The sequence below is a fragment of the Pedobacter sp. GR22-6 genome, from assembly GCF_037402555.1.
GTDB lineage: Bacteria > Bacteroidota > Bacteroidia > Sphingobacteriales > Sphingobacteriaceae > Pedobacter.
The window spans coordinates 1,118,005-1,142,093 of sequence record NZ_JBBEUC010000001.1 but is presented as its reverse complement, the minus strand read 5'-3'; the positions used below and the strand labels follow the sequence as shown (position 1 = coordinate 1,142,093).

Annotated in this window: 18 protein-coding genes and 1 pseudogene; 10 read left to right on the top strand and 9 right to left on the bottom strand. The window is 46.7% G+C overall.

Features of this window, described 5'->3' with window-relative positions:
* Nucleotides 1-155: 155 nt before the first annotated feature.
* From WAE59_RS05270 to WAE59_RS05255, 4 genes and pseudogenes are all read right to left on the bottom strand, one after another.
* Nucleotides 156-886, bottom strand: a pseudogene (locus WAE59_RS05270) (ABC transporter transmembrane domain-containing protein); the annotation flags it as partial.
* 112 nt (nucleotides 887-998) lie between these two features.
* Nucleotides 999-2,696, bottom strand: a complete 1,698-nt coding sequence (locus WAE59_RS05265) for an ABC transporter ATP-binding protein (RefSeq protein WP_337854889.1) — start codon at nucleotides 2,694-2,696, stop codon at nucleotides 999-1,001.
* Nucleotides 2,693-4,393 (bottom strand): hypothetical protein, encoded by a 1,701-nt coding sequence (locus WAE59_RS05260; RefSeq protein WP_337854888.1) that lies wholly within the window; start codon nucleotides 4,391-4,393, stop codon nucleotides 2,693-2,695. Before WAE59_RS05260 ends, WAE59_RS05265 begins: the two co-directional genes overlap by 4 nt.
* Nucleotides 4,394-4,406: 13 nt before the next feature.
* The gene (locus WAE59_RS05255) at nucleotides 4,407-5,183 is read right to left on the bottom strand and encodes an ABC transporter ATP-binding protein (RefSeq protein WP_337854887.1); all 777 of its coding nucleotides are present in this window, start codon (nucleotides 5,181-5,183) and stop codon (nucleotides 4,407-4,409) included.
* A gap of 87 nt (nucleotides 5,184-5,270) precedes the next feature.
* On the opposite strand from WAE59_RS05255, the gene WAE59_RS05250 reads away from it, so the two are divergent.
* Together WAE59_RS05250 and WAE59_RS05245 are read left to right on the top strand one after the other, a co-directional pair.
* The gene (locus tag WAE59_RS05250; protein ID WP_337854886.1) at nucleotides 5,271-6,383 is read left to right on the top strand and encodes a serine hydrolase domain-containing protein; all 1,113 of its coding nucleotides are present in this window, start codon (nucleotides 5,271-5,273) and stop codon (nucleotides 6,381-6,383) included.
* A gap of 9 nt (nucleotides 6,384-6,392) precedes the next feature.
* The gene (locus WAE59_RS05245) at nucleotides 6,393-7,655 is read left to right on the top strand and encodes a Na+/H+ antiporter (RefSeq protein ID WP_337854885.1); all 1,263 of its coding nucleotides are present in this window, start codon (nucleotides 6,393-6,395) and stop codon (nucleotides 7,653-7,655) included.
* A gap of 3 nt (nucleotides 7,656-7,658) precedes the next feature.
* Here WAE59_RS05245 and WAE59_RS05240 read toward each other — a convergent pair whose 3' ends face one another.
* A complete protein-coding gene (locus WAE59_RS05240; protein WP_337854884.1) occupies nucleotides 7,659-8,303 on the bottom strand; it encodes a DUF6266 family protein in 645 nt (214 codons plus the stop codon).
* 204 nt (nucleotides 8,304-8,507) lie between these two features.
* Nucleotides 8,508-9,737: an NAD(P)/FAD-dependent oxidoreductase gene (locus WAE59_RS05235; RefSeq protein WP_337854883.1), complete on the bottom strand. Its 1,230-nt coding sequence runs from the start codon at nucleotides 9,735-9,737 to the stop codon at nucleotides 8,508-8,510.
* 17 nt (nucleotides 9,738-9,754) lie between these two features.
* Between WAE59_RS05235 and WAE59_RS05230 the strand changes: the two genes are divergently transcribed.
* Both WAE59_RS05230 and purE read left to right on the top strand, forming a co-directional pair.
* Nucleotides 9,755-10,894 (top strand): 5-(carboxyamino)imidazole ribonucleotide synthase, encoded by a 1,140-nt coding sequence (locus WAE59_RS05230; RefSeq protein WP_337854882.1) that lies wholly within the window; start codon nucleotides 9,755-9,757, stop codon nucleotides 10,892-10,894.
* Complete coding sequence (gene purE / locus WAE59_RS05225; protein ID WP_337854881.1) at nucleotides 10,895-11,383, top strand: 5-(carboxyamino)imidazole ribonucleotide mutase; 489 nt, start codon at nucleotides 10,895-10,897, stop codon at nucleotides 11,381-11,383.
* On the opposite strand, the gene WAE59_RS05220 is transcribed toward purE, so the two are convergent.
* Nucleotides 11,380-11,943, bottom strand: a complete 564-nt coding sequence (locus WAE59_RS05220) for a YqgE/AlgH family protein (protein ID WP_337854880.1) — start codon at nucleotides 11,941-11,943, stop codon at nucleotides 11,380-11,382. The genes purE and WAE59_RS05220 overlap by 4 nt on opposite strands.
* Nucleotides 11,944-11,990: 47 nt before the next feature.
* Between WAE59_RS05220 and pdxH the strand changes: the two genes are divergently transcribed.
* The 5 genes from pdxH to WAE59_RS05195 are packed head-to-tail and all read left to right on the top strand — an operon-like array spanning nucleotide 11,991 to nucleotide 17,352.
* Nucleotides 11,991-12,641 (top strand): pyridoxamine 5'-phosphate oxidase, encoded by a 651-nt coding sequence (pdxH, locus tag WAE59_RS05215; protein WP_337854879.1) that lies wholly within the window; start codon nucleotides 11,991-11,993, stop codon nucleotides 12,639-12,641.
* Between the two features lie 21 nt (nucleotides 12,642-12,662).
* Complete coding sequence (locus tag WAE59_RS05210; protein WP_337854878.1) at nucleotides 12,663-13,553, top strand: 3-hydroxyacyl-CoA dehydrogenase family protein; 891 nt, start codon at nucleotides 12,663-12,665, stop codon at nucleotides 13,551-13,553.
* 35 nt (nucleotides 13,554-13,588) lie between these two features.
* Nucleotides 13,589-14,611 carry a Holliday junction branch migration DNA helicase RuvB gene (gene ruvB, locus WAE59_RS05205; RefSeq protein ID WP_337854877.1) on the top strand — a complete coding sequence of 341 codons (1,023 nt, stop codon included), beginning with the start codon at nucleotides 13,589-13,591 and terminating at the stop codon, nucleotides 14,609-14,611.
* A 47-nt stretch (nucleotides 14,612-14,658) separates the two neighbouring features.
* A complete protein-coding gene (locus tag WAE59_RS05200) occupies nucleotides 14,659-15,834 on the top strand; it encodes a TlpA disulfide reductase family protein (protein WP_337854876.1) in 1,176 nt (391 codons plus the stop codon).
* Nucleotides 15,835-15,843: 9 nt separating this feature from the next.
* Nucleotides 15,844-17,352, top strand: a complete 1,509-nt coding sequence (locus tag WAE59_RS05195) for a carbon-nitrogen hydrolase family protein (protein WP_337854875.1) — start codon at nucleotides 15,844-15,846, stop codon at nucleotides 17,350-17,352.
* A 58-nt stretch (nucleotides 17,353-17,410) separates the two neighbouring features.
* On the opposite strand, the gene WAE59_RS05190 is transcribed toward WAE59_RS05195, so the two are convergent.
* A complete protein-coding gene (locus WAE59_RS05190; protein ID WP_337854874.1) occupies nucleotides 17,411-17,659 on the bottom strand; it encodes a hypothetical protein in 249 nt (82 codons plus the stop codon).
* An 81-nt stretch (nucleotides 17,660-17,740) separates the two neighbouring features.
* On the opposite strand from WAE59_RS05190, the gene queG reads away from it, so the two are divergent.
* The gene (gene queG / locus WAE59_RS05185) at nucleotides 17,741-18,676 is read left to right on the top strand and encodes a tRNA epoxyqueuosine(34) reductase QueG (protein ID WP_337855355.1); all 936 of its coding nucleotides are present in this window, start codon (nucleotides 17,741-17,743) and stop codon (nucleotides 18,674-18,676) included.
* Here the strand turns inward: queG and WAE59_RS05180 are convergent.
* Nucleotides 18,662-24,010, bottom strand: coding sequence for a carboxypeptidase-like regulatory domain-containing protein (locus tag WAE59_RS05180; protein ID WP_337854873.1), 5,349 nt, complete (start codon nucleotides 24,008-24,010; stop codon nucleotides 18,662-18,664). The two genes, queG and WAE59_RS05180, sit on opposite strands and share 15 nt — an antisense overlap.
* Nucleotides 24,011-24,089 lie beyond the last annotated feature (79 nt).

Genomic DNA, 24,089 nt, shown 5'->3' with positions numbered 1-24,089 from the left:
ACCAGGTTGTTGTCCATCGTCAGCATCAGAGAAATCCTGTCCCATGAGGACAGCGCTGTTTGGAAACTCGTCCACAGGGAGGCCAGCTGCCGGATGGGATTGTAAAAATTATTGGCGTATGCGATGTAACTGATCAGCAGACCAATACTGAGTGTCCCTTGCCCTATCAGATACACGCCGTAAATCAGGACCAGCAATTGCGCCAGGTTGGAAAATAAACTGAATACGGGAACAAACACGGTATTGGCAATCCCCGCTGCAATCGCCGATTGATAATTTTGCTGATTTGCCGCATCAAAGCGTTTGCGGAAATAGTCCCTCCGGTTGAAAGCTACCACTACCTTAAATTACTTAGGCTCTCCTGAATCTCGGCACTCAGCAAACCGGTTTGTTTCATATTAATGGCATTCTTCTTCCTTACCCAGAGAGACAGCCTATTGACAAACAACCAGATACACAGGGCGGGCGCTATGGCCACAAGTCCGAGTTTAAAATTGATGAACAGCATAAATGCACCTGCAGCAATCAGCATAAAAATGCTGCTTAGAAATTGCAGCAGCGCTTGCGAAAAGAACTGGTTCAAGCGGTCCGTATCGGTATTCACCCGGGAGATCAGGTCCCCCGCCTTATTCTGGTTGAAAAAAGCTACGGGCAAAGCCTGAATTTTATGGAATACGGCATTGCGCAGGTTGAAAACGATCCGCTGTGCCGCGCCGCCCATCAGGCGCGTCTGCACATAGCTGCCACCAAAAACGACACAGTACATCAGCAGCAGGATACCGGAAATCATCAGCACACCATTGAAGTCTTTCGTCTGTATATAATGGTCTATTGTATAACCAATGATCAACGGTCCCGAAAGATTGATCCCGGTATTCAAAAGCATGATCAGCAAAGCCACCACCATATTACTGTACTCTGCCTTCGCTACGCTCAGGAGTTTCCTGAGTTCCTGGTAAACCGGCTTTTTTACCTGCTCTTCTTTTTCTGCGCTCAGGTTATAGTTCATAGTCGCTGGTGCTTTGTTGTGTATGATAGATCTGCACATATTCCGGGCTCCGGAGCATCAGCTCCTCATGCCTGCCTTTGTCCAGCACTTCGCCCTGCATCATCAGGACAATCTGTTCATAATGTTGTACTGCTGCCACTTTTTGGGTGACGGAGATCAAAGTGAGGTCGGGATAATTGCGCTGCATATTTTCCAGAATCTTGCGCTCCGTCTGCTGATCTACCCGGGCGGTAAAATCGTCCAGCAGCAGGATTTTAGGATTGATGGCCAGGGCACGTGCCAGCATGATGCGTTGCTTTTGTCCGCCCGAAAGGCTTAGTCCCCGCTCAGATACGAGCGTATCCAGTCCATTGGGAAGGGAATCAATCAGGCCTCTCAATTCTGCACTCTCAATTGCCCGGTTCATCAGCTCATCGGTCACGGCTTCGCTAAAAGCGATATTTTCCCTGATGCTCATGTTGAACATCACACTATCCTGCGACACAAAGGCCAGCTGACGGTAAAATGCCTCTGTTTTGATTTCACTGATCGGATGTCCGTCAAAGCGAATCTCGCCACTATCGGGCTTTACCATGCCCGCGAGCAATTGAAGCAGTTGTGTTTTACCAGCCACGGTGGGTCCCACCACCGCTACCTTTGAACCAGGCTGCACTTCAAAATTAATGTCTTTCAGGACTTTTTTCCCGGCATAACTTAGGTTAACTGCCTCCAAACTGATCGAACCACTCAATGCGATATCCAGCGTACCGGTATCGGGCAGGTCTTCCGCTTCCAGTACCTTGCGGATCCGGCCATAAGATACTGTAGCCTGCACGATCACATTACTCATAAAGCCGATCACAATGATTGGAAAAATCAGCATGGCGAGGTAACTGTTGAAAGCTGCCAGATCACCGATGCTCATGCGCTCATTGATCACGAGGTGCCCGCCATAAAGCAAAATCACCAGTGCCGCGATATTGGCGGTAAAGGTGATGATAGGGATCAGCCAGGCAAAGAGACGTAAGATCGAAAGCCCAATGTCCCGCCCTTTTTCACTGGCCTCCAAAAACTTATTGTATTCCAGGCTCTGTGAGTTGACTACACGCACCAGAAATGCCGCCAGGATGCTCTCATTGATGACCTTGTTCAGCCGGTCCAGTATTTCTCTTCCCTTTTTGTACAGTGATTTTACACGGCCCAGCACGAGGTAAAACGTAAGGCCTATGGTGGAGGTAAGACAAATGACGATGAGTCCCAATTGCCAGTCGATTCCAAAGAGCAATATTGCCGCTCCGATAATGACCACCAATGAAGATACCATAGATACGATGGCCTGAGACACAAATTGCTTGATCGCATCCACATCAGAAGTGAGGTTCGTCAACAACTTCTCTGCCTGCTGTTCCGCGATAAAGGCAAAGCTCTGACGGGAGATCTTGGCGACCAGCTGCGTACGCAGGTCCCGTGCCACATTTTCGGAAGCACGGATCTGAATGATGGTCTGAATGTAGCCCAGCAGGAAGACCAGAAAGGTAATGCCTCCAAACCACAGCATCGACTGCTCCATGGAAAAATCAGGCTTACCAAGTCCATCGATCACCCCACCTATAATTTTTGGAAGTACCAAACTTAAACCATTGCCTGCTAGTGCCAGCAACAACAAGATACCAATCGCCCACTTATAGGGCTTCAACAAGCTGATCATAATTCGTCAATCTCTATATTTTCCCAGGTTTGCCGTTTATAATAGTGCAACATTAACCAAAAAATGACAAAAACAACCGGCAGCAGTCCCCAGATTACCCCTTCCCATCTGGACAGAAAATATTGACCATAACCTGCGACAGCAATGAAAGCAATAATGACCAGGGATGTGATTACACGCCCCCCTGATTGTTTGATCAGCACAGGTTTGGAAAATGGCAGGCCCTTTACCATAAACAAGGCCATCAGTATACCGAAGATCATCCCCACAAAAGTAGCCAACAGGATATCGTTGATGGATTCAGGTCCCCAAACAAATGTGCTGATAAGCGCTATCAACACGCAATAAGGCAGATAATACAACATGACTACCACCTTGTACATGCCCGATAGTATTTTACCAGGTTCGGTGATCGGCAGCGCATAATAGATCCAGGCCGGCTTGTATTTCTCAGAGAAGGAAATGTGCTGTAAAACAGTAGACATTACAAAAGTGCAGAGGTATACCAAAAAAATATATCCCTTGCCGTTCTGTAAATCAGACAATCGCTCATCAAGTGGTCCGCTACCACGAAGTGATTCGTACAAAAAGAAAATCGGAACATATGCAAAGGAAGGATATACTTTGATCTTAAACTCCCTGGTCCGCGCGGCAAGTTTCCAGGTGATGCGGAAGCCGGCGTTTTCCAGCGGATCTTTGGCAAAGATATTGGATAAACGCGCAGCCAGATCAAATTTTTGTTTCCTTACTTCACCGGAAGCCAGTGGCCCAAGTGCTGTGCTATCGGAGCCCGCAGCTGCCGAGAGCTTTTTATTGAAACCAGGGGCGAAAACTTTGGCCACTAGCCATAAGCCTGCCAGCGGCGCCAGGAGCCCGAGAATAGCCATTCCCATTGTCAGGAAGCCCGCCCTTGCGGGATGCAGCAAAGCCTCACTCAGGGCAGCGATCCATACCGGCGGCAAAAAGCAAGACCAGGCATGGTCAAGGATATTCACTTTATTCAGCAGTGCGGTATTGATCAGGCGGGGCAGCAACTGATAAGCACCAAAAATCAGGATAGAAAATGCAATCTGGAAGTAGCTAATGATATCCTTAAATTTCTGCGGGGATACCAATTTCATCAGCAGTAAATACATGATATTCACCAGCAGAATACTCAAAAAAGACACCTGGATAATCTGCAGAAAGAAGACAGGAACGGCCAGTATTCCTTCAGTAAAGCCGATGATCACCAGTCCGGCGAGGCCCTGCAAAAAAGCCAGGCGGAATACGTAGATACTGATGTGCATGATCCGGGAAACAGCCAATGTACGGTCATTTACGGGACGTGGCATCAGGATGTACTGATCGCGTACATCCAGCAGCACTGTTGTAAAATCTGTGATCAATGTCAGCGACATCAGCACCATAAAGACACTGAAATATAAAGTCTGACCCAGCATAGGCGCATCAAACAACAATAATGTCATGGCAATAAAAACGCCCATGAGCACCGTCAAAAAAGAAACTCTCCAGGAGCTCCCTGTTTTACCGCCGCTGCTTGCAGCACTTTTACGTGTTGCCATCAGACTGCGTGGCCTTCTGCTGTCCATCAGCAGTTTTACTTTCAGGATATGATAGAGCTGTTCCTGGTCTACACCTGTCTTTGCCAGTATGGGCATAAAGAGGCTGACGAGTTTAAATAATAATTTATCCACAAGCTGTCCGGTCTTAATTGAATGCGTTGATGATGGCGTCCGTTTCGCTATCCGATTCATCCCGCCCGGTCAGCTTCGCGAATACACGTTCCAGTGTGTCCGCATGGTTTTGCTTCAGGGATTCAAATGTCCCATCCGCTATGATTTCACCTTTATTGATCAGCAGAATGCGGTCAGAAACTTTCTCTACCACGTCCATCATATGCGAACAGTAGAAGATGGTTTTACCTTCCTGGGCTAGCCGCAGGATCAACTCCTTAATCATGATCACCGCATTGGCATCCAAGCCCGACAGGGGTTCATCAAGGATGATGATCTGTGGATTGTGAATGATGCCGGAGATCAGCAATACTTTTTGCTTCATCCCTTTAGAAAAGGTATCCATCCGATCATCCATATTATTGCCAAGTCCGAAAGCACGCAGCAGACGGCTACTTCTTTCCCGCAGCATGGCCTCTTCCATCTCGTAAAGTTTGCCTACAAAATCCAGGTACTCCATCGGTGTCAGTACATCGTAGAGTTCTGCGTTTTCGGGCACATAACCGATGCGCCTTTTGATTTCCTGGGGATCCTTCTGCATGCTGATGCCATCTACGATCACTTCCCCTTCAAATTCGGGGATTAAACCCGTGAGGATTTTTACCGTGGTGGATTTTCCGGCACCATTGGGACCGATGTAGCCGATCACCTGTCCGGGATAGATGTCCAGGGAAAGATTTTTCAGGGCTTGTTTAGCACCGTAGTTCTTCGAAAGGTTGCGGATTTGTATAATTGGGGTATCAGTGGTCATAAAAGCATTAATTTTGATCAACAGTACAAGTATAAGGATATATTAGCTTATTGCTATATTCGTAAATCAGCAAAAAACCGGATCCACATGCGCCAACGATACCAAGTACACTTTTACATCCTTTGCCTGTCTTTGCTTGTACTGCCTTCCTGCAAGATCGGACGTTTCATCTTTTATAATTTTGCAGACATCCAGGACCATAAAAAATTTCCTTCAAGGCCGGTTACAGCTTCATCTGAGCCTTTCAGTTTCATCAGCACAGGGCAGACTAAAGTGCCTAAAGACATCACAAGCGGAACGGCGGACCCGGTCCCCTTCGAAAAATACCTGGAAGACAACAATACCGTGGCTTTCCTGGTGATCAAGAACGATAGCCTGCAGTATGAAAAATACTTTAGCGGATACGACAAAACCAATATTGTCCCCTCTTTTTCCATGGCCAAATCTGTGATTTCTATCCTGATCGGCTGTGCCATAGACGAAGGACTGATCAAATCTGTACAGGAACCGGTTACCGCCTACCTGCCTGAACTCAAAAAAAATGGCTTCGATAAAGTCAGTATAGAGCACCTGCTCCAAATGACTTCAGGACTGGATTTTAAAGAAAGTTATTTCAATCCTTTCGGTGAAGCGGCCAGCTATTATTATGGGAGAAACCTGCGGAAAATGATTCCTAAACTGAAACTCAAGCGTGAACCCGGCAGGGCATTCGAATACGTCAGCGGCAATCCACAGATCCTGGGCCTCGTCCTGGAGCGTGCCCTCAAAGGCAAAAGCGTGACCGACTACATGCAGGAAAAACTCTGGCAGCCTCTGGGGATGGAATACGACGGCAGCTGGAGCATCGACAAAAAGAAAAACGGTCTGGAAAAGACCTTTTGCTGCATCAATGCCAGGGCAAGGGACTTCGCCAAAATAGGCAGGCTTTACCTCAATAAAGGCAATTGGAACGGCAAACAGCTCCTATCATCAAACTGGGTAAAACAATCGACGAAAGTAGATACGCAAAACGGCTCCGCATGGTACTACCAGTACCAATGGTGGCTCCCCAACAAAAAAGGGGATTTCATGGCTGCCGGCATCCTGGGTCAATACATCTTTGTGAGTCCGGCCAAAAACCTCATCATCGTAAGATTGGGTAAAAACAAAGGAAAAGCCAATTGGGACGCGGTTTTCCAGCATGTGGCGGCAGGTTATTAGCACGAGATTATGGAAAACTACAGCATCGTACTGATCATTCTGGCCATCATGATCGGCCTCTCTGCCATCGCCGACCGCATCAGGCTGCCCTATCCGATCCTGCTGATCTCTGCGGGCATCGCCATTGGCTTCATCCCAACCATGCCTACCATCGCGCTCGATCCGGAGATCGTATTCCTGATCTTTCTGCCGCCCTTGTTGTACGACGCGGCATTCAACATTTCATTTCCCATATTTAAAGCCAACATCAATACCATAGGAACGCTGGCCATTTCTCTGGTATTCCTGACTGCATCTGGCATAGCAGTCATTGCTTATTACCTGATACCGGGGATGACCTGGCCCCTGGCCTTTGTTTTGGGCGCGATCCTCTCAGCCACAGATGCTGTGGCCGCCATGAGCATCACCAAGGGACTGGGGCTCTCGCACAAAACCAATACAATTCTGGAAGGTGAAAGTCTGGTCAACGATGCCTCTGCCCTTGTAGCCTACCGCTTTGCAGTGGCCGCAGTGACAGGCACAGCCTTCAAATTCTGGACTGCCAGCCTGGAATTTGTGATCCTGATGGCAGGCGGTGCAGCTGTGGGCATATTGATGGGCAAAGCCCTGGCCTTCATCATCAAAAGAATTCAAAAAGATAGCCTGGTGACCATCAGCTTTATGCTGCTGATGCCTTTTGTCACCTACCTGATCGCCGAAAACCTCCATGTTTCCGGAGTTATAGCAGTGGTGGTACTAGGACTTGTGATTTCGCGTTTCAGCAACAAGGTATTTCCGGAGCGCCTGAAACAAGAGTCCAGATCGATCTGGGACATCATTATCTTCCTGCTCAACGGATTGATTTTCATTCTGATCGGCTTACAATTCCCCTATGTGGCCAGGAACATCAGTGAAGCACAGGTCTGGCCTTTCGTAGGTTATGCACTGATCATCACGATAGTGGCCCTCGCGCTGCGCATGGCCAGGGTATTCTGGCAAAAAGCCAACCTGCAGCGTGCCTACGACAAAGGCCACAGGAAGGTTACAGAACTGGCTTTGCTCGATTTTAAGAATAGCCTGATCATCAGCTGGTCGGGCATGCGGGGCATTGTTTCCTTGGCCATTGCGATCGGACTTCCGGTGAAACTCTCCAACGGCAGCCCCTTTCCGCTGCGCAATGAAATTATTTTCATCTCCGTCGTGGTCGTCCTCTTCACCCTGATCGGGCAAGGGCTGAGCCTGCCATGGATCGTAAAGCGCCTGCAAACCGAAGATGAAAAAGCGGAACTTTAGCAATCAGATTTTAGGCACAAATACCTTTCCGAGGTACACACTGTGTGCCTGGGCAGACCTGTCCTGGGATACAAAACCCAGATAAACCTCAAACTCCTGATCTTTCTTTGATTTGGGTAAGGTCAATATATCCGTACCATCCATCCGGAAGGCCCCGGTCACTTTACTGACTGCCTTTTTTCCGGATACATTATAGGCAAGGAGCATGGCCTGATCGTAAGCACTGCAAAGCCCATCGGTATTGATGTCCCAGCTGAAGCGCAACTGATTTCCGGCCTCCAGCAAGACTTCTGAAAATTCAGGAAAGTACAATTCCCCGCCACTCACGCGGACCAGATAAGGATTGACCAGGAAGTCCGGATAAGCACCGCTTACCGCATTGTTGAGGGCGTAAGAGACTGCAGCGGTCAAGCCGCCCCTTTTACTGCCATAGTTTTTAAAGCCAACTGCCAGAAAGGCCTTCAGGGGTTTTAGAAAATTCTGCACACAAGCAAAACGTGCCTCATTAGCAATGACCTTTGCCGTTTTCCTGCGCTTCTTCTTTTCAGGTAAAGAGCGTGCGATATATTCTCCATTCAGCAGGTAATAGGATACATTCCCTATTTTTCCTGTAACCGGACCATGAGGTCCATTGGGTGCTTTTGCCATATTTTTTTCTTCATTAGGTATAAAACAAAGATAATAAATATTCAAATTTTAGACAAAATACAATCAATATAAAAACAGTGTTTATACAGTTTTTTACTGTACAAACACTGTATGAACACTGTGTAAAAACTGTAGTAAAACTGTATAAAACTTTTATCTTTCCACACGCTTGTCCTATCCCTATTTTTTTAGTTAAACCAGAAATTACAAGTTTTGAGCGATCACGAAGCCGCTGGCCCAGGCCCATTGGAAATTGTAGCCACCCAGCCAGCCCGTAATGTCTACACATTCTCCGCCGAAAAAGAGTCCGGGTACGCGCTTACATTCCAGTGTTTTGGAAGAAAGCTCGCTGGTATCGATCCCGCCGCGCATCACTTCGGCCTTATCATAGCCTTTGTCGCCTGCCGGCTTCACTTTAAAAAGATGGATCCGGTTGTGGATCAGTTCAATTTCCCCACGTGTAAGTGAGGCTACCTGCTTTTCTATGGGCAGGAACTTGCCCATCGCCTCAGTAAATTTCCTGGGATAATGCCTGTTAAGCACCGTAGAAAGCAGTAGTTTTCCGTTACTGCTCCGCTCCTGCTCCAGCTGCTCCGTAATGTTTTGTCTCGGGAGCAGGTCAATGTTGATCTCCTCGCCCCGCCTCCAATAGGAAGAGATCTGCAGAATGGCCGGACCGCTCAAGCCCCAGTGGGTGAATAGGATGTTCTCTTCGAAAGTGATCTGGTCGTTACTGACTTCGCAGAAAACGGAATTGCCCGACAGCTGGGCATACCACTCTTCATCCTTTCCGGTGATGGTTAGGGGCACCAGTGCCGGAGCTGTTTCTATAATATTGAGCTGATGCTTCCTTGCAAAGCGCAATGCAAAATCTGTGGCCCCCATTTTGGGGATGGGCAAGCCACCCGTAGCGATCAGCAATTTGGGTGCTTTCAACTGACGGCTTTTTCCCGCCCTGGTATATTGTATGGTAAATTCGCTTTCAGCGACAACAATGTCATTGACCTCAGCATCGCAGATGATCTGCTGACCAAAATCGGCACAGATTTCGGTGAATACCGCAACTACATCTTTGGCATTCTTGCCATCGGGAAACAGTTGACCCAGCGTTTTTTCCTTTCCACTGATGCCATAGGTCTCGAAAAAGCCGACCGTATCTTCCACGGTCCACTGGTTGAAGGCCGATTTGATGAAGTGTTTATTGGCAGAGATGAACTGCTCATCGCTGGCAAAGAGATTGGTGTAATTGCAACGGCCTCCACCGGAGATGAGGATTTTAGCTCCTGGTTTCTCGCTCTTTTCCAGCAATATAACTTTTTTCCCAAGGTAACCTGCCTGTACCGCACACATCAATCCGCAAGCCCCGGCACCAATAATTATAGCATCTGCATCCATCAATCCGTTTATATTGTTATTTTTGTGCAAAATAAGCATAACTTTTTCATATAGATATGGCAAAACAAATAAGTGATTTAAAGTTGGGTGTATTGGGCGGAGGTCAACTGGGCAGAATGCTGATCCAGGAAGCCATCAATTACAACCTGAGCACCCTGATTTTGGATCCGGATACCAATGCCCCTTGCAAAAACATCGCTAATTACTTTGAATGCGGTTCCATTACAGATTTTGATACCGTATACAATTTTGGTAAAAAAGCAGACATCATTACCATAGAAATCGAAAAGGTAAATATTGAAGCCTTAGATCAACTGGAGAAAGAAGGTAAACAAGTATACCCGCAAGCCCGGGTGATCCGCCTGATTCAGGACAAAGGTGTACAAAAACAGTTCTTCAAGGAAAACGACATTCCTACGGCACCTTTTCAATTGGTGAATACGAAGGAAGATATTTTAAACAGTGATTTTGCTTTTCCTTATATCCTTAAACAGCGCCGCGATGGCTACGATGGTAAGGGTGTGATGAAGATCAATAACATCGCTGAAATAGAAAATGCCTTTGACGCGCCCTGTCTGATCGAACAACTGGTCGATTTCGAGAAAGAGATCGCAGTGATCGTGGCCAGAAATCCAAACGGCGATGTGAAAACATTTCCCATGGTGGAAATGGAATTCAATGCAGAGGCCAACCTCGTAGAATTCCTGATCTCCCCTTCTACCTATCCGGAATCGGTACAGCAGAGGGCAGAAACGATCGCTAAAAACATCGCTGCTGCACTGAATGTGACCGGCTTACTGGCAGTGGAAATGTTCATCACCCGGGATGGTGAGATTTTGGTCAACGAACTGGCCCCACGCCCGCACAATAGCGGTCACCATACTATAGAAGGCAATTATGTTTCCCAGTTTGACCAGCACCTGCGTGCGATCTTCAACCTTCCTCTGGGAGATACCCGCTCCATCAGCAATGCAGTGATGATTAACCTGTTGGGAGAAAAGAACCATGACGGTGTGGCCAAATATCAGGGGCTGGAAAAGATCATGGCCATAGAAGGTGTGTATGTACACCTGTACGGCAAGAAATACACCAAGCCTTTCCGCAAGATGGGACACATTACTGTGGTAGACCAAAACCGCGAAGCGGCAATTGAAAAAGCAAACTATATCAAAAATACATTAAAAGTAATATCATAAATGAGCGTACAAGTAGGCATTATAATGGGTAGCAAATCGGACCTTCCGATCATGCAGGATGCTGCCGATGTTTTTAAAGCATTCGGGGTTGAATTTGAAATGACTGTTGTTTCTGCTCACCGCACACCGGAAAGGATGTTCGACTATGCAAAAGATGCAGCCGGGCGCGGACTGAAAGTGATCATTGCAGGTGCCGGTGGCGCTGCACATTTACCAGGTATGGTGGCTTCCATTACGGTATTGCCCGTGATCGGAGTTCCGGTAAAATCTTCCAATTCCATTGACGGATGGGATTCTATCCTATCGATCCTGCAAATGCCCAACGGCATACCTGTCGCAACGGTAGCCTTAAATGCAGCAAAAAATGCAGGCCTGCTGGCTGTACAGATTTTGTCGACCGCCGATGCTTCGCTTGCAGCAAAGATGCAGGATTACAAAGATGATCTGCGTAAGAAAGTAGAAGAAAGCGCTGCTGAACTGGAAGCCTAATTTAAATTTGGGTTCTGGGGAAAATTGCTGACGTGGGCGTATTTCGGTCCCAGATTGATGATCACCTCACGCCAGAGCTCCTCTTCATTATCAGAAAACACCACATCAGGATGAAATTGATCAGATACGATCCAGGTATTCTCTTCAATTTCATCTTTTAATTGCTGCTCTCCCCAACCAGAATAGCCAATAAAGAATTTGATCTCCTCCGGACTGATGCTGTTATTGGCGATCAGGATCTTTAAAGCCTCAAAATTGCCTCCCCAATAAATTCCTTTGGCAATTTCCTCACCATCATTTAGTTTGTCATAGCAGCGGTGAATGAAATGTACCGTGTCTGTAGCCACCGGTCCACCGATGTAAACCGGGAAATCCGCCTCCCCCATTTCCGGGATCAGGTCTTTCAGCAGCAATGCACTGGGATGGTTCAGAATGAACCCTACTGTACCTTCTTCACCGTGTTCCGTGAGCAAGACTACGGAACGCTTGAAGTTGGGATCCATTAAAAATGGCTCTGAAATTAACAATTTACCCTGTGATGGCGCGATTCGACTTAACATTTCGGAAATTTAAAAAAAATAAATAAAACTAACCTTACTTTTGAAATATGGAACTGACAAGAGAAAATATACAAAACTTACGCCAAGATTATCGTTCCGCTCAACTTTCTGAAGCGGATGTAAACACCGATCCGATCCAACAATTTAAAATATGGTTTGGCGAAGCCATAGCTGCACAACTATACGAACCCAATGTAATGACCCTGGCTACGGCCGACCGCGACGGCAATCCTTCAGCAAGAATTGTACTCTTAAAGGATTTCGATGAGAACGGATTTGTATTTTATACCAATTACGAAAGCAAGAAAGGTCGGGAACTGGCTGAGAATCCAACGGCCGCACTGGTCTTCTTCTGGCCGGAACTGGAACGCCAGGTTCGCATAGAAGGTTTGGTCAGGAAAGTAGATGACGAAACTTCAGCAGCGTATTTTCATTCACGTCCCGTAGGAAGCCAGATTGGTGCCACAGCTTCCCCGCAGAGCCAGGTGATCAGTGACCGCAGCCTTTTGGAAGAAAAAGTGGCGGAACTGAGCGCGGCCTACGAAGGAAAAGAAATTCCAAGACCCCTTCATTGGGGGGGATATGTAGTGGTACCTGATTTTATGGAGTTTTGGCAAGGCCGATCCAGCAGGTTGCACGACAGAATTGCCTACGATTTGGTGGAGGGTTCATGGATTATCAATAGATTAGCACCCTAAAACTAACCGAAATATAAAATCATGAAAAACATTGCAGTAATAGGCTCGGGTACGATGGGCAATGGCATTGCCCATACTTTTGCCCAGTTTGGGTACCAGGTGAACCTTGTAGACATCAGTGACGACGCACTTTCCAGGGCATTGAATACCATCAGTAAAAACCTGGACCGTCAAGTGGCAAAGGGTAGTATTTCCGAAGCAGATAAGGCAGCCACACTGAGCAACATTACTATATATACGGATTTGAAGGAGGGCGTAGCTCAGGCAGACCTGATCGTAGAAGCCGCAACCGAAAACCTGGAACTCAAGCTTAAAATCTTTAAAGATATTGCCGGTTTTTCAAAACCGGAAGCAATTCTGGCCAGCAATACCTCTTCCATCTCCATCACTAAAATCGCTTCCGTAACTGGCCGTGGCGACAAAGTGATCGGTATGCATTTCATGAACCCCGTGCCGGTGATGAAACTGGTAGAGGTAATCAGGGGTTATGCGACAAGCGACGAAACCACTCAGGTGATCATGGATCTTTCCAGGCAACTGGATAAAGTTCCTGTGGAAGTGAATGACTACCCGGGCTTTGTAGCCAATAGAATTTTAATGCCGATGATCAATGAGGCTATCTATACTTTATATGAAAATGTAGCGGGTGTAGAAGAAATTGACACGGTGATGAAGCTGGGTATGGCCCATCCGATGGGGCCACTTCAACTTGCAGATTTTATTGGCCTTGATGTGTGCCTGGCCATATTAAGGGTACTACAGGATGGCTTCGGCAATCCGAAATACGCTCCTTGCCCATTGCTGGTCAATATGGTAGCTGCCGGCAATAAAGGTGTGAAATCCGGGGAGGGATTCTACAACTATGCGGATGGTCCGAAGGCAGCAAAAGTTGCTAGTAAATTTAGCAAATAGGCGGATTTTGCATGGTTTTATACTAACTTTACCCCATGAACGAAAATCTTGATCCTTCTTCAGAACACTTATCGCCCATAGAACGTGATATCGAAAAGGTGCTGCGCCCGCAGGCCTTTGAAGATTTTACCGGTCAGGAAAAGGTAATGGAAAACCTGAAGATCTTTGTGAAAGCTGCAAAATTACGTGGCGAACCCCTGGATCATGTCTTGCTCCATGGTCCTCCGGGACTGGGGAAAACCACCCTTTCGCTCATCATTGCCAATGAGATGAATGTAGGGATTAAGGTCACTTCGGGTCCCGTGCTGGACAAGCCCGGCGATCTGGCAGGTCTGCTGACCAATCTGGAGACAGGAGATATCCTCTTTATTGATGAGATCCATAGATTGAGTCCGCTGGTGGAAGAGTACCTGTATTCGGCCATGGAGGACTTCAAGATAGACATCATGCTGGAAAGCGGGCCCAATGCCCGCTCTGTGCAGATATCACTGAATCCTTTTACGCTGGTTGGTGCTACTACGCGTTCCGGTTTACTCACCGCGCCTCTGCGGGCCAGGTTTGGGATCAATTCACGTCTGGCCTATTATGATGCCAAATTACTCACGACCATTGTATTGAGGTCTTCCGAAATCTTAAAAACGCCCATTACCGATGAAGGGGCTTATGAGATTGCCAGAAGGAGCCGTGGTACCCCACGGATAGCCAATGCTTTATTGCGCAGGACAAGGGATTTTGCCCAGATCAAAGGCAATGGAGAGATTGATACCGCCATTGCACGCTATGCATTAGATGCCTTAAATGTAGATGAACATGGCCTGGATGAAATGGACAATAAGATCCTGACCACCATCATCGATAAATTTAAAGGCGGACCAGTAGGACTCAAAACCATCGCTACTGCAGTTGGCGATGATGAGGGTACCATTGAAGAGGTCTACGAGCCTTTTCTGATCCAGGAGGGTTTCCTGATGCGTACTTCACGTGGAAGAGAAGCTACTGAAGCAGCATACAAACATTTAAAAAGGAATTTCCCCGGACAAACCGGAAAATTATTTTAAATTTAGATGGGCCCATCGGTGGAGCTCCATCTAAATTTAAAAAGAACATGAAAATCATTAACGTCCTCGTATTGATGTGTCTTTGTATTTCTGCATCATACGCTCAGCAATCGCCTTACGAAATCAATGGAGAAGTTAAAAACCTGCCGGCAAAATGGGTATACGTCCGGGTCATGAAAAAAAATGCTGAAGGCAAACTTTACTGGCCGTTAATCGATTCAGCGAAAGTAGATAACGGCAAGTTCAAGCTACACAAAGACACCATATTGCAGGATCCTGCATGGGCATCAGCGCTCAGTTACAAAGATACCATCAGCAATAAATATGTAGAGTTTTCTTTCATCAACCCATTAAAAAAAGACGCTGAAATGGGTAGCAAACATGGCAATTTCATTTTGGAAAACGCAAAACTAAAGGTCACTGGTGAAGGAGCCCTGCTTCGGCTTACCGGCTCCAAGGAAACAGATTACAACATGAAATACGGTCTGATGTTTACTCCCTCCCTAAGGGGTATCAATAAGAGAATAGACTCTTCACAGGCATTATCCAGGGATGCTGAGTATCAAGCGGCAGTTGTAGAACGTAAAGTAACAATCAGGAAATATAAAGATGAATTCATGACAATGGTGAAGGAAAACCCCTCCACCTGGATGGCAGTCTTAAATGTTTACCAAAATGCTGCGGCATTTGATCCGGAGGATCTGGAAGCTATGGTTGCTGTATTTGACGAGGGGCTGATGGCCACCGCTAAAGGAAAGGCGCTTGCCAAACACATTCAGCAAAGTAAGCTTTTGCTTCAAAACAAGTCCTTTCCGGATTTCAACTATGTAAGTTCAGACAATAAAAAATTCCAATTGAATCGGTTGAAGGGAAAGAACGGTACATTGGTCGTATTTTGGGCCAGTTGGTGCGGCCCATGCAGGGCAGAGATCCCCGAACTGAAAGCCTTTTATCAATCTTATAAAACAAAAGGCATTTCGCTGATCAGCATTTCAACTGATCAAAATATCAGCGACTGGAAAAAGGCGCTCGAAAAAGAAAAGATGCCCTGGCCCAACCTGGCAAACCTACCCGGAAATGCAAAAGAAATCAACGCCAGGTACAACATACAGGCCATCCCGGCAATGTTTTTGTTGGATAAGGACAACAAAATTGTATTGGCAGACCCTAATGACTTCGATATCGTAGTAAAGAAAACAGACGAGCTGGTCAGAGGGATATAAAAACAAAATATGAATATAGAAACCAGAAAACTGACTTTAGAAGATTATGAAGACCTCAAAGAATCGATGCTACAGGCATACGATACCCTTGGCGGTCAGATCTGGAGTAAATCGACTATTGCCAAACTTTTAACGCTCTTTCCTGAAGGCCAACTTTGCATCGCGGTGGATGATAAAGTTGTGGCCTGTTCACTCTCTATCATCGTAGATTACGACGAATATGGCGACAAACATACTTACAAAAACATCACCGGAAATTACGGTTTCAGTACGCATGATGCCAATGGAGATGTATTGTACGGAATCGAAATCTTCGTACACCCCGAGTACCGCGGTCTGAGATTGGGCAGACGCTTGTATGAAGCCAGAAAAGAACTCTGCGAGACTTTAAACCTGAAAAGCATCATTGCCGGCGGCAGGATTCCCGGATATCATGCCTATGCAGATACATTGAGCCCGCGCCAGTACATCGATAAAGTAAAGGCGAAGGAGATTTACGACCCCACGCTTACTTTCCAGATCTCCAACGACTTCCACGTGAGGAAGGTATTGAAGAATTACCTGCCCGGCGATCATGAATCTAAGGAATTTGCCACGCTCATCGAATGGAACAACATTTATTACCAGGGAATTGACGCCTCTGCACGTTCTGCCAAAACCATCAGGCTTGGTCTGGTGCAATGGCAAATGCGCCTGTTTCCGGACATCGAAGCCTTTTATGAGCAGGTAGAGTTTTTTGTGGACGCAGTGAGCGGCTATAAATCCGATTTCATCATGTTCCCCGAGTTTTTCAATACGCCTTTGCTTGCCCCCTATAACCATCTTCCGGAGATGGAGGCGATGCGCAAACTGTCTGAACTCACCGCTGAAATCGTGGAGCGCATGCATTCACTTGCGGTTTCGTATAATGTGAACATCATCTCAGGAAGTATGCCCATCCTGGAAAACAACAAGCTATATAACGCCACCTACCTCTGCCATAGAAGTGGAAAAACAGATGAGTTCCGCAAGATCCACATCACACCGAACGAACAGAAATACTATGGCATGATCGGTGGTGACAAAATCCAGGTATTTGATACCGACTGTGGCAAAGTAGGGATACTGATCTGCTACGATGTGGAATTTCCCGAACTCAGCAGGATCTATGCCGACCAGGGCATGCAAATCCTCTTTGTTCCTTTCCTTACAGATACCCAAAACGGCTATACCAGGGTAAGACACTGTGCACAGGCACGGGCGATAGAAAATGAATGTTATGTAGCCATAGCCGGATGTGTGGGCAACCTGCCCGGAGTGAACAACATGGACATCCAGTTTGCACAGTCGGCCGTATTTACCCCATCTGACTTTGCCTTCCCGACCAACGCAGTGAAGGCAGAGACGACCCCAAATACCGAAATGATGCTGGTGGTTGATGTAGACCTGCATCTGCTGGATGAGCTGCACCACTTTGGTACCGTGAAAATATTGAAGGACAGGCGAAAGGACTTATATGAAGTCCGATTGCTGAAATAGCGCACATAAAAAAGGGGAATCATTTAGATTCCCCTTTTTTATGTCATTATAAATACTTCTAGTGCCTGAAGATAAACCAATACACCAGCAATACCACCACGAGGATCGGGATCAGCCATTTCATCACCGGCCCTGCCCCATTTTCATTGTACTCTTTTACAGCCTCAGGCGCCGGTCCCGGATCTGCCTCATGTTTGGCATAGTCATGCTCAATCGGCTTATGGGGCTTATCAGGATTTTCTGTATGTCTTGCTTCTATATCTTTTAAGCTATCTTCGTGTTCCGGGTTGTTATTTTGATTTTCCATGATCTTTAAGAATTTGGTTTGCTTATATAACAGCATGAGAATTGAAAATGTTTTATGGCGAAAGGTTATCTTTGCGCTGGAATGTACAATAACCCGGCAAAATACAGCAAACTCATCAAAGATGAAGCCCTTAGACTGGGCTTTATGCAATGCGGTATTGCCCGGGCCGGATTCCTGGAAGAGGAAGCTCCAAGGCTGGAAAAATGGTTAAACAACAATTACCATGGTCAGATGATCTATATGGAGAACCACTTCGATAAACGCCTGGATCCGCGCCTGCTGGTAGAAGGTGCAAAATCTGTGATCTCGCTGACGCTGAATTATTTCCCGGAAGAGCGCCAAAGTGATCCTGATGCGCCCAAGATTTCCAAATATGCCTATGGCATGGATTACCACACCGTAATCAAAGACAAACTCTTTGAACTGCTCAATTTCATTTCAGAAGAAATAGGCGAAGTGAGCGGCAGGGCTTTTGTCGATTCTGCACCTGTACTGGACCGTGCCTGGGCCAAGCGTGCCGGAATTGGCTGGATTGGCAAAAACAGCAACCTGATCAGCAAAAAGAGTGGCTCTTTCTTCTTCCTTGCAGAACTGATCGTGGACCTGGAGCTGGAATACGATGGCGCTTTTGAAACCGACCATTGCGGTACCTGCACCAAATGCATAGATGCCTGCCCCACCGAGGCGATTCTCAATCCATTTGTGATCGATGCCAAGAAATGCATCTCCTACCTGACCATAGAACTGCGTGAAGAAATTCCAGATGGCTTCAATGACAAAATGGACAACTGGATGTTTGGTTGCGACATTTGTCAGGATGTATGCCCCTGGAACCGCTTTTCCGTGCCGCATTCAGAGCCGAAGCTGCAGCCCAGCGAAAACCTGCTGAGCATGAGAAAAGAAGACTGGCTGGACATTACCGAAGATGTCTTTAAAGTTATCTTTAAAAATTCTGCGGTCAAACGTACAAAATTCAAGGGCCTGACCCGCAATATCGATTTCTTAAAACGGCTGTGAGTAGCGCAAACTTCCTATCCCACCTTTAAAATCAGCCCCTTCTATAGTGATCGTATAATTTCCTTTGATGTCCGAAGTATAGAAAAATACCCTGGCCCGGCCGTTGGCATCGGTGATCACATTAGGCTCCCAATAGAGTGTAGAACGGTAATCAGGCTCAGCCTCATCCGCTGACTTCGCAGCATATTTTGGACTATAAAACTCTGCTGCTTTCATCAGAGGTACAGGCCGGTAGGTTGCAAAATCCGGACGCTCATTCTTGAACCAGCCTCTTTCATTGCCTGTAGTAATACCGACCACCGCAATCTCACGAACCTTATTGGTCAGCACATTGACCCGTGCTTCCAAATAACCACCGCGGTATCCCGACTTGTAAAAAGGCCCGTCCAGATCGACTTTTCCTACACCAGGCAAGCCTTCTGGCTGATAAAATCCGGAACCTGTACTGAAAGCAATTTCTGAATTTGCGATCTGCTCGCCTTTAAAAGGTTCTCTAGGAGGAGGAAAGGCATAATTTCTCATGAAGTCCCTGCTATACATCACCTCCATTCCTTTAAAAGTTGCAATCTGGAACTGACTCAATTGCGCTATCAATTGTTCCCGCTTAAAAGGTACATCCAAATCAATGGGCAAACCGCCACCATCTACCTCCACCACAACCATGTAATCATTGAGTTTCAGCGTTGGAAAACCATCTTCATAAACGACTTTAAGACCAGGCAACTTTTGCCTCATCAATTCATAGAGGTTCAGCACCGCTGATTCCTTAATGTCTTTCTCGTCGAAGATCAGGTCTGCTTTTCCCGGCCCATTCCTGTTCATGCTGTTTTTGATGATCTTCTTGCTGGTTATTTTTACTTCATTCAATGCAATCCCTGATTGCTTCAGGGATTCCTCTTTTAGTTTAGCCGCTTTGAGCTTCACATAGTTGAGCATGGTCGTATCATTATTGACGTACCAGGGCAAAATCTTATCCCGGTACGTCTCTGGCACCTCTGGGAACTGCATGCGTTCCAATTCTACCGCACCGAAATTCTTAGTTTTACCAGCCGCGGTTTTTGCTTGTATGAAGAAAGAACCAGAGTCTATTTGCGGTAGGTTTCTAAAAGCAAAATGACCTTCTTTATCAGTAAATACAGTATGAATGAAACTGGGCTTTTGTGAAGAAATGAGCACTTGTGAATTTGCCACTGGCTTTTTGAGCAGGTTAGTAACCCTGCCGGCAATCTCCTGCTGCTGCTCTGCTTTGAATTTTGGCTGTGGTGGATTAAAAACATCCTTCCAGTCGTAGCCTGTCCATCCCTGTGTAAGCATCAGGTGATCTAGTGCCTGCCAGGTCGTGCTGTCTTTTCTATTCAGGTAATATCCAGGATGCTCTATCTTTCCTTTTAATTCCGAATTGACCAATAAGCTGGCCATGATTCCATAATCGCCCTGCTCATCCGCTTTCAGCTGGCTATCGTCTGTGATGGCAATGGAAAAATTTCCATTTACCGGCATCCCGCTCTTGTCTTTCACTTCTATGTCCAGGGCTACGCTATCCCTTTTTTGATAGCTACTTTTCTGAGGCTTCACAGTAATCTGAAACTGGTCCTGGTGATCAATAAAAACCATACGCTCATTTAGTGGCTGCCTGCCCCGCAGCAAGGTAAACTTTGTCACGCCACTGGGGAAGCGCATTTTTGGAATCTCAAGCTTAGCTTCAGGATCAATTAATTTTTCTGCATAGCTCAGCAATCCCCGCGACATCCCGACCAGATAGTAAGTGCTGTCGGCATGTAATGCATTGGGCGAAGCCGAAATATTGATTTCAATGACATCACGCCGCTGCTCATTTTTAATGTGTAATACGGTACCTTCCCCAACTACCGCAGGCAGTTCAAAAACAGTTTCTACACGCTCAGGCTGGAGCAGTATTGCAGTGTACTTTTCGCTGACTTGCGGGATAAAGTTAAAACTACCCATTCCGTTTGCCAGACTGCTAAATACCGATACGTCATTTCCTTTTTTGTCGAGGATCCGTCCGCTTACCTGCTTTGCTTTTCCATCCTCTCCTATTGCTTTAAACCCCATAAGCGTATTGATACCGGCAACTATATGCCCTCCTTCGGGAAGAAACTGCAGGTCGATTTTTTGATGACGTTCTACGAGTACAGGGACGGTCAGCAACTGCCCGCCATCTGCCTCATGCAGGCTTTTCAGGACTACCCGCAGGTTGTTCACATCTGTTTTCTCTTTCAGCAGTTTCGCAAAACTGAGGGTACCTTCAGCAGAAGTTTGGAGCTTTTCTTTGTACAGGTAATGGCTACCTTCATAAATCAACACTTCGAGGTCCCGCAGGGCTACCGGAGATTGATCTGCCCTGGTTAATCTCAGGTCTACCTGGAGCTGATCTGCATGCTGAACCCTGGTTATTTTAGGACTTGATTTGACCAGCCAGTTTTGTTCCCCGGGCAGGCCGAGGTACAAACGTTTTTTGAATTCGTAATCGCTGCCAAAATTCTGTTGCCAATTGGTATACGCCCTGAGCGTATAACCACCTTCGCGAAATATTTTAGCTGATAATGGAATCTGTGCCCAGACATTTCCGTTCTTCACAGGCACGCTGATCCTCCTCACCACCTCAGCACTGTCATCATATAGCTCCACATACAGCAGGCTACTTTGTCTGGACGCACTGAGTCCTGCAGCATCAAGCAGATACGCTTTAAACCAAAGTGTATCTCCGATATTGTAATGGTGTTTATCGGTATGCAGGTATATTTTCTCGGCTGGCAACTTTTTACGGAGACTGTCTGTGGCAGCCCTCAGATGCAATACCTCTTTGGCAAAACCCGGTTGTTTTGCAGCAGATTTCCCGGCACTTACGGCATAGCGGTATACAGTCCTCCCCAACTCTCCATCTGCATTGATCCCTTCAATCGTTACCTTGTAATTTCCGGGGCCGTCGGCATTGAAAAAACCAAGGGTTGCTTTACCTATTCCGTATGTTTTTACATTGGGGTTCCAATAGACGGTACTCCGCTCGTCTGGCGACGAACTTGTGCTGCCTGGCCTGTCATAGCGCGGGCTGTAAAATTCCCTGACTTTGTTGAAGCCTTTGTGCATAAAGTTGATGACACTTGGGTCATCAGATTTACGGACAAGGCCACGGCGCGTATAAATCATGATGGAGGGTTGACCTAACAGACTGATCAGGGCCTGGTTGGTCCTGACCACCTCTATCTTTACAATGTCTTCAGGAAGCAGTGTCGCCTGATCAAAAAGATCCTGTACATCTATGTCGTTTGACAGCAAATTTCCGTCGAGGATCACCTGCATCTTGTCGCCCCTCGAAGTAAAAGGATAATTCGCTACACTACCACTTTCTTTAAACACAACGCCATGGAGCATCCCCTGCAGGCAGCCGAGAAGCGAAACACAGCGTTCTGCATCTTTAAATACGAAGGTCTGATCGGAATGTCCATCTGGAATTCTGAATAAACCCTGACTGGCATAGGCAGCTTCTTTTTTGGCCGTCTTGATGTTCACTTCCCGCAAGCGCTGAACAGTGCTGAGCTGGACAGACTTTTCCCTGACACTATCAAGGCTGTTCCTTGCTGTTTTGTAAATTTCTGGAGTTTCTTGTAACGGTACAATGCGGTTTCCCATATCAGGCCTTTTCCCCGGAAGCTGCTTCTGCAGGCTGTCCAATAGGAGGATGACCTTGTTACTGTTTTTATCTGTACGGGCCTGAAGTGTAAAACGAATGCTATCGCTCAGCACCAGATCTTCGAAACTGAAATGTCCGTTTGCATCTGCCGTCCGGCTTTCCAGGATTCCGGCCTTGTTGGCCATCAACATCACCTTAGCTCCAGCAGCAGGTTTATTGTTGAGTGTCAATACCCGGCCGGATATGCTGCTGCTTAACTTTTCTACCGGGTACAAGGGCTTTATGCTACTATCCGGGAGTCCTGCTTTCCAAACCAGTTGACGATATCCCTGGCTGAGCATCAGGTTGTCCAGGGCCGCTACAACGGTATCATTTTCATTTATAAAATACGAGTTGGCCTGTTCAATATATCCCCTAAGCTCCGAACTGAGCAGCAGGTAGGAGAAAATAGTGCTTTCGTCGCGTTCATTTACTGAAACCTGGTCTTCATTGACAACCGAGATGGAGAAAGTGCCTGCTGTGCCTTTTCCTGCGCTGTTTCTTGCATCCAGTTCCAATTGCACCGGTTCTCTACCACTGTATTTTTGCTGAGGGGCACTGATCCTGAGTTTCATTGCATCATCCTTCCTGATGAAAAGCAGGCGTTCATTCAATGGTTCCCCGGATTTCCCAAGCAATGTAAACCGGACGATTCCGGAAGGAAAATTGCTTTTGTCCAGCCAGATGGAACTTGTTCTTTTGGCAATATTCAGTTTTGCGTCGAAAAGGATTTCCTGACCGGCCTGAACCATCAACTGCACTTGTTTTACTTCCTGATTCTCTGCCGTCAGATGAGCCGAGGGTATATTGATCCGGACCAAAATGCTGTCTTTATTGGGCTGATAGACTCCGAGTACATAGCCCTCATCTGAAGCCGCCGGTAGCGGCATGTTTTTTTCTGAACCATCACTGAACATCAGTCTGGCTACATAACTTTTATCATGTTCAGGAGTGAATACAAAACTCCCCATCCCGAGACGCAGCGTTTCAAATTTATTGATTTCCTTCCCCGATTGATCGGATAAGATTCCCTTGAGCGGAAGCCCTAAGCCATCCGTACCAATAGCTTTAAATGCCATTCTGGTGCTGATCCCATTGACCAGGCTTCCTCCTTCAGGAAAGAATTGAACATCGGCCAGGGCGCTCAGTTGCGTAGCTGCAGCAGGCTGGTTTTTTGCAGGTCCGGCAGCAGATTGTCCGGAAGGTGGCGATGTAGTGCCGGCCGGGCCATCTACGCGGAGCAGCTTTTCAAAAAAACAGGCCTCGCCCACATTGCGCATCCATTGCGTATAGGCCCTGAGGCGATAGTTGCCGGGCGGATCATTGTGGTCAAGAGAAAAGTCGCCCATGCTCGTCCCTGCACTGATAGGTAGCTTTAGTGATCTAAGCAGCGAATCTTTCTGATCGATCAGCTCTACGTACAATGCACCGCTCCATGCTGAAAGCTGATGCTGGCTTCCAAGGGTAACATAAGCTTTAAACCAAATGGTATCACCGGGTAGGTAAAAAGGTTTATCCGTATGCAGATAAACCTTTTCTAAAGGATTCTGTGCTTTACTGGGTGTAGTAAAAAATGCACCCAGTAAGGCGCAGCAAATTATAAATAGTAAATAATGAGTTGAAAAGCGTTTGAAGATCATCATATTATACCTGGCTAGTACTCTTCAGGAAGAGCTAACAACCAAGATAATCATAAAGACTTCTGCTTCAAACAAATCCTCG